Genomic DNA, 13568 nt, shown 5'->3' with positions numbered 1-13568 from the left:
TAATTGTTGAAAAAAGTGACTGTTAGTTTAAAACCTGATTGAAGCATCAGAAAGATATTCTTTGAATAACTAATCTAATTTCAGAATTCTTTCGGATGGCTTTGTTATTCGTAACTTGTAATTCGTAATTAAAAGAGATATTGCTTATTTTTGTAAGTAAACCCAGATATAGAGATGTTTGATAATTTAAGTAACAAATTAGACCAGGCTTTTAAAACGCTAAAAGGCCAGGGAAGCATTACCGAAATTAACGTGGCGCAAACCATTAAGGAGGTGCGCCGTGCACTCGTGGATGCTGACGTTAACTATAAAGTTGCCAAAACTGTAACCGATAAGATCAAAGATGAGGCAATGGGCCGCGATGTGCTGATCGCCGTATCGCCGGGGCAGCTAATGGTGAAAATTGTGCACGAAGAGCTGACAGCGTTAATGGGCGGTGAAAAGCAGGACATCAACCTGAAAGGTGATCCGGCCATCATCCTGATTGCTGGTTTGCAGGGTTCCGGTAAAACTACATTTACTGGTAAACTGGCCAGCTACATCAAAAAGCAGGGCCGCAGTGTGCTGGTGGCTGCCTGCGACGTGTACCGTCCGGCTGCGATTAATCAGTTGCAGGTGCTGGCAGGGCAGGTAGGCGTAGAGGCGTATACAGAGCTGGAGAACAAGAACCCGGTTCAGATTGCCCTCAATGCCATAGAGCATGCTAAAAAGACAAATAAGAAAGTAGTCATCATTGATACCGCCGGTCGTTTGGCCGTGGATGAGGCGATGATGAAAGAGATAGCAGAGATCAAGAACGCTGTTAAGCCAACGGAGACGCTGTTTGTAGTAGACTCTATGACAGGTCAGGATGCGGTGAATACAGCCAAAACTTTCAACGAGCGGATCAACTTTGATGGCGTGGTGCTGACCAAGCTGGATGGTGACTCCCGTGGTGGTGCTGCCCTTTCTATACGTGCCGTAGTAGAGAAGCCGATTAAATTTATCTCTACAGGTGAGAAAATGGAAGCGCTGGATCTGTTCTACCCGGATCGTATGGCGCAGCGTATCTTAGGTATGGGTGACGTGATTTCCCTTGTGGAGCGTGCACAGCAGGCTTTCGATGAGGACGAAGCGAAGCGCATCAACAAGAAGATTCGCAAAAACCAATTCAACTTCGACGACTTCCTGACGCAGTTAGAGCAGATTAAGAAGATGGGTGATATCAAGGACCTGGTAGGTATGATACCGGGTGTGGGCAAGGCGTTGAAGGATGTGGAGATTGATGAAGGTGCTTTCAAACCTATTGAGGCCATTATTAAATCCATGACTCCTGCCGAGCGTGAAAACCCGGATATGATCAGCGGTAGCCGCCGTCAGCGTATCGCCAAAGGGAGTGGTACCGATGTGCAGCAGGTAAACAACCTGATGAAGCAGTTCAATGATATGCGCAAAATGATGCGTTCTATGAACAAGATGTCCGGTAAACGTGGTGGTTTAGGCAATTTAGCCAATATGATGAAGAAATAATTCCTGTTCAGGAAAGTAATACCATAGCAGGGGGCTGTACTTGAAAAGAGTGCAGCCCCTTTTGCTTTACCTGATTTTTGATGTTTCATGGCTGTTTTAACTTCTCCTTTCTTCTATATGATTGCCTAACAGGCATCACAATGTTTTGCCCTCGAAAATCTGTTGCCGCTGTATTTATCGCGCTACCTCTTCAGTAGCCTTTTTTGTTCTCTTTTTGCTCCCAGGCCTCAAAACCTTTCATGGCTTCTTCTGGCAATAATTGCTGCATAGGTATTTTCCTTTGCTCAATTGGCTTTTCAATTTCCTCATAAATTAAGGCATCGTCGAAACCGATGCTGGCTGCATCCTGTCGGGTGTTGCCGTAGTAAACATTTCTGAACCGGGCCCAGTAGATGGCGCCGAGGCACATAGGGCAAGGTTCGCAGCTGGTGTACAGGTCGCAATCAGAGAGGTCGAAGGAGTGAAGCACCTGAGATGCTTTGCGGATAGCGTCTACTTCGGCATGGGCGGTAGGGTCATTAGAGGAAAGCACGTTATTGAAGCCACGGGAGATAATTTCTCCATTGCGCACAACCACGGCTCCGAATGGTCCGCCATATCCTTGTTTCATTTTCTCTACGGAAAGGTGTATGGCCTCTCTCATAAACTCTTGCTTTTGATTCATGTGATTTCAGGTGCTGTTTGTTTTAACAGGTCTTATCAGGTACGGCAACCGGTGAGAAATATCATTTCTGAAGCATGTTTCCTTTACTCTAAACCTATGTTTTCGTATATAGGAGTATCATTTACATGCCATGGTCAATATAACAATTTTCTTACATCTTGTTTGCCTCCTATACGCAGCACCTGCACAGGAGGTGGCACCTGCTATATTGCCATCGCATGAAACAGTGGCGCAGGATTCTATGTCGTTACTGGCAAATGAATGGGTGCTGCGTGAGCGCCTTCATAAAGAGGAGGGTAAGTTTCAGCCAATGAAACCATTTGAACCGATCCGGCTGGAGCTTTATCCGGATTTAACTTATAAGCTCATCCGGCAACATGACACAGTTAACTATTTGGATAGTATAGAAACAGTGGAATGGGGTAACTGGGAGATAAATAAGGACAGAGTCTCTATTAGCGTACAGATAACAAACGTAGACGGGCGGTCTATTTTGAGTGCGATGCTGTACCGCTGGCAAATCGAAAAGCTGACGCCCCAGCAGTTAATCCTCAATCAAATTGGCGCAGGAGAGCAACTGCTTGTTTTTGAACGGGCAAAATGATTTTGACTTCGCGCAAAAATAGCTTACCCGACACTTGTGCTTTTTATCGCATACTCGCCTTGTAAGCTATTACATTCTTGCTCTCTGAATTAAGAGGATGATGAACTGTATTGTTCATGCATAGTATTATTACGAGTCGTGGTATTAATAGTTTGAGAATGTACGACAATCAAACTATTATTGTCTTAAAATTCCCTGTAAGACCCTTACTGCGTGTGGTGGTCATAAAACATCTTATCTTTTAACCTTTCGTATTTATGGTAGCTTTAAATCTATATCTCAACCATTAAATTATGAAAAGAGAAATTACAATATATTCTATTCTGATGTTGTTTATAAGTGTAGTCGCAATCAGCAGTTGTACCATTACAAGAGAGCAGGAAATAGAAGATGAATTAGGCGAGTTCAGAACATGGCTAAGCCAGGAAACTTCTCAACTAGCTAGTAGAACAGAGGAGGACTGGGAACGGACAAAGCAGGATTTCAGGATGCGTACGCAGGAGCTTGACCAGAAAGAAGATGAATTTACTGAAGAGCTGCGGGCAGAGTATCAGCAACTGAAGCAGGAGTTCAGCGAAGCTGAAGAGTCATATGTGGGTGTTCGGAGCGAAGCCCGTAAGGCGGAGTGGGAACGAAACCTGTTGGGTAGTTGGGCCGATATGAGCACTATTGACGCAACTAATATTCGGGATGTATATATCACATTTATGGAGAATGTTCGGGAGCAAAGAGAAAACTGGACAGATGCTGACTGGGAAATGGCCAAACTGGTAATGGAAGAGTTGAACGAGCGGAAGAGTGAAATTGATGCTAATATAGATACAGAGACAGAAGTGAAAATCAAAGCGTTACAGATGGAGTTCCATGCCTTGGAAACAGCTGCAGACGTAACCGGAGATTAAATGATAACCCGACCCTCGCGGGCATCACCGTACAGCAGCGATTGCCCCACCTGATGACGGTAGCCGCTGAACCAGGCTAGCAACGCGTCAAATTGATGCCAGTTTTGTGGGATTTCCAATAGTTTATACTGTAACAGACCTTGTAGTACCTCTGCGAATTCGGGGAGTGCTGCAAGGCCTTTTTTATAATTAGGGAGCTGTGGCAGCAACTGCCTTACCAGAGCGGAGGGATACGTTTCTAAAACGGCTACGCCTTTTTCTGCTAACTGAACCCGTAATTTGATGGCACGTGCGGTTAGGCCTCCGATAAACATCGGCGACATAGCTTGCAATTCCCTGTCAGCCTGGCGGTAGAAATAATCAGAAGTGGGAGAGTGGTTGGCTTGGGTATAAACCTTGGGCAATGTGAGCGGGGCATCCACATATAGTACTTTAGGCTGCAGTTTCTGTAACAGATCGATTAGCCACTTATCTGCATCCTGCCCCTTTGCGCTTTGCCATACCTGAAGTTGCCCATGTAGCAGCATTGCTGCGGCCGTGGTACCAGCTTGTTTGGCGCCATAATCTACGCCCATATGCTGCAGCGTCGCTTCGTTCCTCATTTATTTTTTCTCTAAAGTAGTTCCATCAGAATTCTACATTCCTATCTATTGTATAGAGTTTGTATACGAAGAAACGGTTATTGCGCTGAAGGCAGGAGGGCCAGCCTGTGTGGTAAATCAACTGGAGCTTCATTTAGCTTATAACTCTCTACCATCTTTTTATGCAGTGTCTCCGCACCCCAGTAGCCACTGGCAATATTGCGACGGACAGTATAAAGTGGCTTTTCTTCGTCTAAGCTATTGGCTAACTGAAAGGCAGCGGTAATGCCCAGGCTTTGTAACTCAGTTATAGCTTCTTTATTCCAAAGACCGAAAGGATAAGCAAAATAGGTCACTGGTTTACCTATAATCTCCTCCAGTACTTTTGAGGGCTTCTCTACCTGCGTTATCCAGTCTTCACTTTTGAGTTTCTTCACATTCTGGTGATCCCAGGTGTGGCTGCCGATGCTGTGGCCTCTGTCTGAAAGATCCTTTACCTGTGCTCTGCTCATGTAGCGGGGACGCCCTAAGGATACGGTCATGACAAAGAAAACTCCCTTGAATCCGTATTTCTCCAATTCCGGTGCGGCAACAGTAAACTGGTCCAGATTAGTGTCGTCGAAAGTAAGCATGACAGGCTTTTCCGGTAATGGGGCTCCCGTGGTGAGGTAAGCCACCAACTGATCAGGCAGAATCGTATGGTAACCACTATCTGCCAGCATTTTAATATGCTCTTCAAATCGAGCGACGGGCACAATATAATCTTTCGCCTGCCTGGAATCAGTGGGTTTCCAATCGCGGATCTGGTGGTAGCACAAAATTGGTACCTGCGGGCGGTCCAGAACAGTTTTAGCATCAGCCATCAAGTCTATAGTCGGCAACGGATCAACAGCCTTTGTCTCAGCGGGTAGAACTGTGCCGGGTAAGGAAGACGTCTGTGTGTCAGGTGGCGTAGCTACGGAAACAGCAGTTGTTTTAATTTCATCACATGCAGCAAGAAAGAAAGTGACGGAGCAAATAGAGGCGCATAAAAAGCGGGTAATACGGGTATTCATAAGGTATGAGAATATGATGCAAAATATTAGTTTTTGTGCATCTGCTCGAGAAAACTGGTATGTTTTGTTTTAATTTGGAGTTCCTTCGGCCTCTCCTGAAACTAACTGGTCATAGATCAGCTATATAAAATTTCATTTGTAATATTCCACGTTGCCACCTGCCTTGGAATCCGGTAGAAAGGGGAGATAATCTTCAACTATCGCTTTAGTTGATGAAAGGAGTCTTAACTGATAGGCATATTATAAGCACCGTTGCAAAGCTTGTGAATTTATGTTTTACTAAACTTAAACTAAATTTAGGCTATCAATTGCTGCTTTAATTGCTGTATGATGCGGAGGTGATGGTCAAAATGGTCCTGCAGAAATGTGAGGGTTTGGGGAAGGGTGAGTGGTCCGGCAGCAGGATGTTTGAAAAGGCATTTATCCAGCAACTCGTCCGGTGTGTCCGTAAGTACATCTTCCAAAGTAAACCGCACATCATCCCACTCTTTGCGTAGTTCCGATAGCAAAGCTGTATCAGGAACTGTGGCTACAGGCGCCGGTGCTTTGAATTTTCTTCCCGACTGAAGCGCTAGTTTCAGCAGAAATGATTTAAATTGATTTGAGAATGAGGACGAGGGCAATTCCTCCTTTTTCTTCAGCTTATGTTGCACATAACCCATTGTCACTTTGTCTACAAGTATAAGGTGTGCTACATGCTGGTTAAGCGACCATTTCCCCCCCGGGGCGGGTGTGTTCAGCAAGACTTCATCAAGGCCTTCCAGTTCATCGAGAAGACGGTTACGGGAATTCTCCAACCGAAGGTATTTCGGTTCCAGTTTTAAATTCATAAGCTCAATATGGCTATAAATTTCTGTACTCATAGTCTCGGCGTAAGAAAACATATTCTAAAGCTACAGTTATTTTCAATAAAAGCAATGTAATATATAGTAAAATATTATGTTATGGAAATTGGATTTATCAGATATGCACCCGTTCAAGCACATAGCTGTAATTTACACAGATTATAAGCTGTTTTTACTTTAATAATTTGTGCCGAAATTGCATCAAATCAATTTAATAAGATGAAGAATGATCCTATAGGAACAGCTTTGGCAGATTACATGGAAGGTGCGAAAGACGCTGTAGTAGTAGTAGCCAGTAACCTGACAGAGAATGATGTGATTCCGGTGCATTATCTTTTCCGAAGTATAAAGGAGATGCCTGAGTTGGAGCTTTTAGCCTTAGAAGCATGCAGGGGTTCTATTTTAGACGTTGGGGCGGGCGCAGGAAGCCACAGCCTTGCCCTTCAGGAGCGGGGGCAGGAGGTAACTGCGCTGGATATTTCGGCTGGGGCAGTAGCCGTGATGCAACAGCGGGGCGTGAAGCAAGTGCTACAGCAGGATGTGTTTGCCTTAAAAGAACAGCAGTATGATACGCTCCTGATGCTGATGAACGGCATTGGTATAGCAGGGAACCTGGTAGGACTGGAGCGGTTTCTTGAGCATGCTAAAAACATTCTGAAGCCTGGGGGGCAGATCCTGTTGGAGTCTTCAGATATCCTGTACATGTATGAAGACGAAGAGGGGGAAGTACTGCTTGACCTGAATGCTGGTTATTACGGAGAGGTGAAGTATAACATGCACTATAAAGAGGAGGAAACGGGCTGGTTTAACTGGCTCTTTATCGATCCAGCTATCCTGGAAGATTATGCCATCCAGCACGGTTTTACATTCGAGGTTTTATATGAAGGGGAGTTCGGTGAATACCTGGCTAGGCTCACACTAGCCGAAGCATAACTGAATTAGAGTTTTTTTGATAAATTCTTAATGTACATTCATAATGTCCGTTACACCTTTCCCTTTTGTGCCTTATCATCCTGAGCATTTGTCTCCAGAAGAAATACTGCAGCGCGCACAGGTGTTTTACCAGTTTATGGACAGGCGCCGCACCGTGCGTGACTTTTCAGATAAGCCTGTTGCAAAAGAGGTGATGGAACAACTCCTCCTGACTGCTTCCACGGCACCATCAGGTGCGCACAAGCAACCCTGGACTTTCTGTGTTGTTTCTGACCCTGCTTTGAAGAAACAAATTAGAGAGGCGGCTGAAAAAGAAGAATTTGATTCTTACAATGGCCGCATGACGACGGAGTGGCTCGAAGATTTGGCTCCTTTAGGTACAGACTGGCAAAAACCTTTTTTAGAGACAGCACCTTACCTGATCGTCGTGTTTAAAAAGGCTTATGATTTAAAGGAAGACGGTTCGAAGCGCAACAACTACTACGTTTCAGAGTCAGTGGGTATTGCCTGTGGATTCCTGATTGCAGCCATACACCAGGCAGGCCTGGTGACCCTTACGCACACGCCTAGCCCCATGAATTTTCTGACCAGGCTGCTGAATCGCCCGGAAAACGAGCGGCCTTTTCTGCTGTTACCCGTAGGCTATCCTGCCGCTGAGGTGAAGGTTCCCGATCTGAAGCGTAAGCCTTTGGAAGAGGTGACGGTTTGGTATGGCCCAAAAGCAGAAAAATGATTGATGAACATACTTGTCATCATTTACTGACATCGTGATGGCTTGTGTGCCGTAATAGAAATCAGCAGAGCCTGTGTAATACCAGCAAAAATACTTGCGCAGGCAATATTCAATTATTCTAGCGACGCAAATGAAAGAAGGATTTAAGACAGGATGGGACATCACAAAAAGAACTTTCAAAGAATTTGCCGATGACAGACCTCTGGATTATGCGGCCATCATAGGCTTTTATACCATCTTCTCGATGCCGGCAGTACTCATCATCACGATCAGGATTGCCGGTGCAGCTTTCGGGGAGGAAGCAGTTAGAGGAGAACTGGTAGAGCAGATTGGTGGTATTATTGGCCGGAACAGTGCCGAACAGATACAAAGTATCATAGAAAATGCCAGCCAGTCAGAATCCAGCGCTATCGGAACATTTATTGGAATTGCTACCATGATATTTACAGCCACTACTGTTTTTGTGGCCCTGCAAGACTCCATCAATGCGATGTGGGAGGTGAGAGCCAAACCTGAGAAAGGCTGGTGGAAGCTGATTATAGACCGATTGCTTTCCCTTGCCCTGGTCGTTAGCTTCGGTTTTCTGTTGCTGGTGACCCTTGCTGTAGACATCATCTTAGGTGTGATAGATGACTATTTACGCGAGGAAATGACTGGCGTAGCTGTTTACTTCATGACAACTGCAAACATCATTGTTTCAATTGCCCTCAGCATATGCATTTTTGCAGCTATTTTTAAGGTGCTTCCAGATGCGGAGATCCGGTGGCGTAATGTGTGGGTAGGGGCTTCTGTAACCGCTATATTGTTTGTACTAGGGAAGTTTGTACTCAATATCTATTTTCAGCATGATCCACTTTCTGACACTTATGGTGCTGCCGGCTCCCTGGTGCTGATACTTGTGTGGGTGTATTATGCTTCCATCATATTCCTGCTGGGGGCAGAGTTTACGCAGGTGTACTCCCGTGTGCACGACAAAGGCATCAAACCGCAGGAAAACGCAGTGAAAGTAAAAACCACTGAAATAGAGTCAGAACAATAGATAGTATCACCAAGCAAGTATCATGGTATACGATTGTTTACCTAGAAAATTTTTATCGGGTAATAAAACCTATAAAAGCAAAAAGCGAAGCACCTTTTAAGGTCTTCGCTTTTTTGTTTTATTATATCAGCTTGACTTAAGCTTCTTTTTGATACATCACTTGCTTCACGGCATCGATGGTACGCTCTATGTTCGGAAGCGATGCTTCAATCAGGGTAGGAGCGTAAGGAAGCGGCACATCGCGGCAGGTTACGCGCTTTACCGGGGCATCCATGTAATCGAAAGCGTTGCTCTGGATATGGTAAGCCAGCTCAGCAGAAATGGAAGCCAAAGGCCATGCTTCTTCTACCACAACCATGCGGTTTGTCTTTTTAACAGACTCCACCAGTGTTTTATAGTCGATTGGGCGAACAGTGCGCAGGTCAATTACCTCTGCGTTAATACCGTCTTTTGCGAGTTCATCAGCAGCAGCAAGTGCTACTTTCATCATCTTGCCAAAAGAAACAATGGTTACGTCCGAGCCCTCACGCTTAATGTCAGCCACTCCGATTGGAATCAGGTACTCTTCTTCCGGCACTTCACCTTTGTCTCCGTACATCTGCTCCGACTCCATGAAAATAATCGGGTCGTTATCCCTTATACAAGTCTTTAGAAGTCCTTTAGCATCGTAAGGGTTAGAAGGCACCACCACTTTCAGGCCGGCAGTGTTAGCAAACCAGTTCTCAAAGTTCTGGGAGTGCTGCGAAGACAGCATACCAGCGCTACCAGTCGGGCCACGGAAAACCATAGGGGCACTGTACTGGCCACCAGACATGGACATTATTTTTGCGGCAGAGTTAATCACCTGGTCAATGGCCACCAACGAAAAGTTGAAGGTCATAAACTCGATGATAGGACGCAGGCCGTTTATAGCAGCACCCACACCGATACCGGCAAAGCCAAGTTCCGCAATTGGGGTATCTATTACACGCTCCGGACCAAACTCATCCAGCATGCCCTGGCTCACTTTGTAAGCTCCATTATAATCAGCTACTTCTTCCCCCATCAAGAATACACGCTCATCACGGCGCATTTCCTCTTGCATGGCTTCGCGGAGAGCCTCTCTAAATTGTATACTTCGCATATATGATGTTTTATATCTTTTGTCAGAAGGTAAAATTAAAAGAAGTCTGTCAATTTCCAATGTACTTACGTCTTTTCTCCCCTTGCTTTAGCGTTTGAAGGCGTCTTTGTAGGACTCTTTGCTTCGGTAAGCTTCAAATTCCGGGTCGTTGATAGCCCGTTCCATGTAGGTGCGGTCTGCCTGTATGGCTCGGAGCAGGCCATGCTTTAGCAGCGGTTCATTTTGCGTGCGGGCGCCAAGCAGGGCCATGCTGTAATAGGCCAGGGCATCGTCGGGCTTCAATTCAATCGCCCGGTTGTAGAAACGTTCTGCTCCCTCGAAATTCTCTTTCAGCATATAGCTGAGGCCAAGGTTCATGTTAGTCTGGTAGCTGTCGCCGGCATAATGCAGGCTGGCGATGGCATCGTTGTACTGCCCAATCTCTATTTCTAGGGCCGCTTTATCGGCAAATATTTGCTGCAAAACAGATTCTTCGGCTCCCAGCTTTATAGCGTAATCATAGTACTGCAGCGCCTCCAGCATATCGCCACGCTGGTGGTAGGCACTGGCCAGGCTATAGTATACCTGTGGGGAGGGGTTCCGGAAACCAGCAAAGGAAAGGTTATGGATGGCCTTATCCAGTAGCGCTTTCTTCGCCTCAGGCCGATAATCTTTGCGGGCCATCTCGTTGTATACCACGCCCAGGTTGTAATAAGCAGGCCACTTATCGGTGGTTTTAACAGCTGCTTCGTAAAGTTTCCGCTTTTCCGCTAATAGGGGCGTAAGAGTGGCGGCGTACTGCAGTTCTTGTTCCGTCAGCTCATCTGCATCTGCTTTTTCCTCTGCAATCTTTTTAGCGAGTATGTACAACTGATAATCTGATTTGCGGCTGCGGTTATAGTTCATCTCCACGCGAGCGGTGCGGAGCCCCGGGAAGATATAGCGTTCTATATAATCATATGCCTGTGCCTGCTTTAGGGCATTTAGTTTAGCCTGCTGGCTTTGGTCGCTGTTGAGAATAGCAAGGGCTTCGTCTTTTTCCTCTTTGGGAAGCGCGGATGCCTGCAGTTTCTGCACCAGTGCATCCAGACCAGCCTCTTGAATATTTGTTTGGACGTTTACTTTTTTCCCGCTGTAATCAAGCGTTCTCAGTTTTTTGCGGTAGTAGTCTTCCAAGGTCTGTGCCCGCTTTTCAGCCAGCCTGCTGCCTGACTCGTCCGGCGATTGGCTCGCCGTAATAGTAATTTTCTGTGCATCAACGTTATCCAGCACATACTGGTCAAGCACCTGCAGCCTGGCCCCGAGGTTGCTGCGGAGTTTTGCCTGATTCTCCTCAAAAAAGAAGTCAAACCTGGCAGGTTGGTCGGCTTTCTCTTTATAAGTATCTGGTATAAAGTTAAAGTCATTGTTCCGAACCAGCAGGAGCGGGGTCGTTACCAAACCAGTTGCTACCTGCTCCGGATCGGTATAGCGCACATCACCGTCCTCGTTGTCTATAGCACGACCCTGCACCATCAGGCGACCTTTGTTTTTTTCTGGTGTGTAAGGGAAAGAAAGCTGTTTGGTGATAGTTGGTTCTCCTCCTTCATAGATGAATTCGCCGAACTGAAAATTGTAGGTGGCGATGTTTTCGCGCTCCAGGTCATACTCATAATAGATATCAAGCTTATAGGTTTGCTTGTATTTTACAAGTTTCTCCGGCACCTGCGCTTTTAGTTCGAAGTTTACTTGCTGGCCATTGGCCGCCAAAGGGTTGGGCTGCACTGTTACCTCCTGCTTTTTCTCGGCTGTTCTTATCATGCGCTGCAAAGTGCAACCAGAACCGCCAACGCTAAGGGTGAGAGAAAGGAACAGAATTAAACTTTTCTTTTTGTTGTACTGTTGCATATCCTGTTGATAGCTATTATCGTAAAAAATATAACCCTAAACAATTTCTTTATTCTAGGTGTTACAATTTTAGCGATTCAAGCGTAGTTGTTTTGCTTTTGTGATACAAAGCGTAAATTAGTGAATTAAACTTAACGTAAATGAAGCGACTGCAATACTTTATCGAATCCCGTGCATTTGGAGTGTGTACCATGCTGGGTGATAAGCTTGGCATTGCTACCAGTAGCATCCGCCTTTCATTTATTTACCTTTCTTTTCTGACGATGGGCTCTCCCGTGCTCATTTACCTGATGCTGGCGTTCTGGATGAACGTGCACAAGCACTGGCGCCGTGAGCGCAGCACTGTCTGGGACCTATAGTCCCGCTACCGTTCTTTTCTGCCTGATAAAATATTGCCAGACAATACTGCCTTTGTAAACGCCTGGCATGTCCGGGAAATTGCCCTTGAGTTGTTGTGCTTTCCTGCGGTTTCGCCAATAGTGCCTGTGGCGGAGCAGGTCTGTATGTGCATGTAACACAGCCTGCGCATCTTTTGTCTGGCCGGCTAACACCATACGTAGGGCCGCAATCCAATCCAGCACTACACGCAACATCATCGATGATAAAAGCTCTTTTGATGGGATGTTCTTATACAACAAGGCCAGCCCGTTCCGGAAGTTCAGGTAAGTTTTTCGGGGATTAGATTTATGCAGCGTGCCGCCACCCACATGATACACCTGGCTGTGGCCATTGTACATTACTTTATAGCCTGCATTCTTGGCGCGCCAGCAAAAGTCAATTTCCTCCATATGGGCAAAAAAAGCAGGCTCTAAGCCTCCCAAACTATGAAAAACATCCGCCCGCACAAACATACAGGCACCTGTGGCCCAGAAAATCTCCTGCACATCGTTATACTGCCCCTTATCCTCCTCCAGCGTCTCAAACAAGCGGCCCCGACAGAAGGGATAGCCCAATGTGTCTAACAAACCACCTCCGGCACCGGCATACTCAAAATAGCCCGGGTGTTGCTGGGAGTTTATTTTAGGCTGGCAAACAGCTATACTGGCATCAGCGTCCATCAACTCTGTAATTGGTTCTAACCAACCGGCAGGCACAGACACATCAGAGTTTAGCAGCACATAATAAGTTGCTTCTATCTGCCTGAGTGCTTTGTTATAACCTTCACAGAAACCATAGTTTTCCGGCAGCAGAATAATGCGCACCTGCGGGTAGTGGTCCTGCAAAAAAGCAACAGAGCCATCGGTAGAGGCATTGTCGGCTACGATAACCTGGCAGCCCACACTATGCGCCACCACCGATGGCAGAAACTCTTTTAAGTACCGCAGCCCGTTCCAGTTAAGGATAACTATGGCTGTTTTCGAGTTACTATAGGCCAAAACTTCCTAAGTCTAAGCCAGGGATGTTTGGCAGTAGGCCTTCGGTGTTTTTTTTCATTTCTTCCTGTGCACGTTCTGCGGCTGTCATCATGGCGTTGTTTACGGCGGCAACTACTAAGTCATTGACCATCTCGCGGTCGCTCACGTTCATGATAGTCTCATCAATCTCTATCTTCAGGAGCTTACGCTGCCCGTTCACCGTTGCTTTTACAAGCCCGGCACCCGATTCGGCAGTAACAGTTATATCCTGCAGTTTGTCTTGCGCTTCTTTAAGTTTGGCCTGGACTTCTTTCATTTTGCCCATCATGCCCATCATATCGAACATAGTTTTTCTGTTT

Annotated in this window: 15 protein-coding genes; 7 read left to right on the top strand and 8 right to left on the bottom strand. The window is 46.1% G+C overall.

What is annotated here, in order from left to right; translation table 11 throughout:
• Window positions 1-174: 174 nt before the first annotated feature.
• On the top strand, window positions 175-1509 hold the full coding sequence (gene ffh, locus DXT99_RS04520; protein ID WP_115564331.1) for a signal recognition particle protein: 1335 nt from the start codon (window positions 175-177) through the stop codon (window positions 1507-1509).
• 190 nt (window positions 1510-1699) lie between these two features.
• On the opposite strand, the gene DXT99_RS04515 is transcribed toward ffh, so the two are convergent.
• The gene (locus DXT99_RS04515) at window positions 1700-2173 is read right to left on the bottom strand and encodes a nucleoside deaminase (RefSeq protein ID WP_115564330.1); all 474 of its coding nucleotides are present in this window, start codon (window positions 2171-2173) and stop codon (window positions 1700-1702) included.
• A 130-nt stretch (window positions 2174-2303) separates the two neighbouring features.
• Between DXT99_RS04515 and DXT99_RS04510 the strand changes: the two genes are divergently transcribed.
• Together DXT99_RS04510 and DXT99_RS04505 are read left to right on the top strand one after the other, a co-directional pair.
• On the top strand, window positions 2304-2777 hold the full coding sequence (locus DXT99_RS04510; RefSeq protein WP_115564329.1) for a hypothetical protein: 474 nt from the start codon (window positions 2304-2306) through the stop codon (window positions 2775-2777).
• A gap of 293 nt (window positions 2778-3070) precedes the next feature.
• Window positions 3071-3679, top strand: coding sequence for a hypothetical protein (locus DXT99_RS04505; protein WP_115564328.1), 609 nt, complete (start codon window positions 3071-3073; stop codon window positions 3677-3679).
• On the opposite strand, the gene DXT99_RS04500 is transcribed toward DXT99_RS04505, so the two are convergent.
• From DXT99_RS04500 to DXT99_RS04490, 3 genes are all read right to left on the bottom strand, one after another.
• Window positions 3676-4281 (bottom strand): DUF429 domain-containing protein, encoded by a 606-nt coding sequence (locus tag DXT99_RS04500; protein ID WP_115564327.1) that lies wholly within the window; start codon window positions 4279-4281, stop codon window positions 3676-3678. The genes DXT99_RS04505 and DXT99_RS04500 overlap by 4 nt on opposite strands.
• Window positions 4282-4358: 77 nt before the next feature.
• Window positions 4359-5315, bottom strand: a complete 957-nt coding sequence (locus DXT99_RS04495) for a polysaccharide deacetylase family protein (RefSeq protein ID WP_115564326.1) — start codon at window positions 5313-5315, stop codon at window positions 4359-4361.
• Between the two features lie 296 nt (window positions 5316-5611).
• Complete coding sequence (locus tag DXT99_RS04490) at window positions 5612-6145, bottom strand: DinB family protein (RefSeq protein ID WP_115564457.1); 534 nt, start codon at window positions 6143-6145, stop codon at window positions 5612-5614.
• 234 nt (window positions 6146-6379) lie between these two features.
• On the opposite strand from DXT99_RS04490, the gene DXT99_RS04485 reads away from it, so the two are divergent.
• The 3 genes from DXT99_RS04485 (at window position 6380) to DXT99_RS04475 (ending at window position 8865) form a co-directional block, all read left to right on the top strand.
• Complete coding sequence (locus DXT99_RS04485) at window positions 6380-7093, top strand: class I SAM-dependent methyltransferase (protein WP_115564325.1); 714 nt, start codon at window positions 6380-6382, stop codon at window positions 7091-7093.
• Between the two features lie 43 nt (window positions 7094-7136).
• Complete coding sequence (locus DXT99_RS04480) at window positions 7137-7826, top strand: nitroreductase family protein (RefSeq protein WP_115564324.1); 690 nt, start codon at window positions 7137-7139, stop codon at window positions 7824-7826.
• A gap of 130 nt (window positions 7827-7956) precedes the next feature.
• Entirely contained in the window at window positions 7957-8865 is a 909-nt protein-coding gene (locus DXT99_RS04475; RefSeq protein ID WP_115564323.1) for a YihY/virulence factor BrkB family protein, read from the top strand.
• A gap of 136 nt (window positions 8866-9001) precedes the next feature.
• Here DXT99_RS04475 and DXT99_RS04470 read toward each other — a convergent pair whose 3' ends face one another.
• Together DXT99_RS04470 and DXT99_RS04465 are read right to left on the bottom strand one after the other, a co-directional pair.
• Complete coding sequence (locus tag DXT99_RS04470; RefSeq protein WP_115564322.1) at window positions 9002-9988, bottom strand: pyruvate dehydrogenase complex E1 component subunit beta; 987 nt, start codon at window positions 9986-9988, stop codon at window positions 9002-9004.
• Window positions 9989-10075: 87 nt separating this feature from the next.
• Window positions 10076-11767: a tetratricopeptide repeat protein gene (locus DXT99_RS04465; protein ID WP_181885028.1), complete on the bottom strand. Its 1692-nt coding sequence runs from the start codon at window positions 11765-11767 to the stop codon at window positions 10076-10078.
• A 227-nt stretch (window positions 11768-11994) separates the two neighbouring features.
• Here DXT99_RS04465 and DXT99_RS04460 point away from each other — a divergent pair, with 227 nt between their 5' ends.
• Window positions 11995-12213, top strand: a complete 219-nt coding sequence (locus tag DXT99_RS04460; protein ID WP_115564320.1) for a PspC domain-containing protein — start codon at window positions 11995-11997, stop codon at window positions 12211-12213.
• Here the strand turns inward: DXT99_RS04460 and DXT99_RS04455 are convergent.
• Together DXT99_RS04455 and DXT99_RS04450 are read right to left on the bottom strand one after the other, a co-directional pair.
• Window positions 12208-13230, bottom strand: coding sequence for a glycosyltransferase family 2 protein (locus tag DXT99_RS04455; RefSeq protein ID WP_115564319.1), 1023 nt, complete (start codon window positions 13228-13230; stop codon window positions 12208-12210). The two genes, DXT99_RS04460 and DXT99_RS04455, sit on opposite strands and share 6 nt — an antisense overlap.
• A complete protein-coding gene (locus tag DXT99_RS04450) occupies window positions 13220-13555 on the bottom strand; it encodes a YbaB/EbfC family nucleoid-associated protein (RefSeq protein WP_115564318.1) in 336 nt (111 codons plus the stop codon). The genes DXT99_RS04455 and DXT99_RS04450 overlap by 11 nt, the downstream gene beginning before the upstream one ends.
• Between the last annotated feature and the right edge of the window lie 13 nt (window positions 13556-13568).

Source organism: Pontibacter diazotrophicus, assembly GCF_003367245.1.
GTDB lineage: Bacteria > Bacteroidota > Bacteroidia > Cytophagales > Hymenobacteraceae > Pontibacter > Pontibacter diazotrophicus.
Note: the sequence above shows the minus strand (reverse complement) of the source record. Positions and strands in the feature narration are given on the sequence as shown.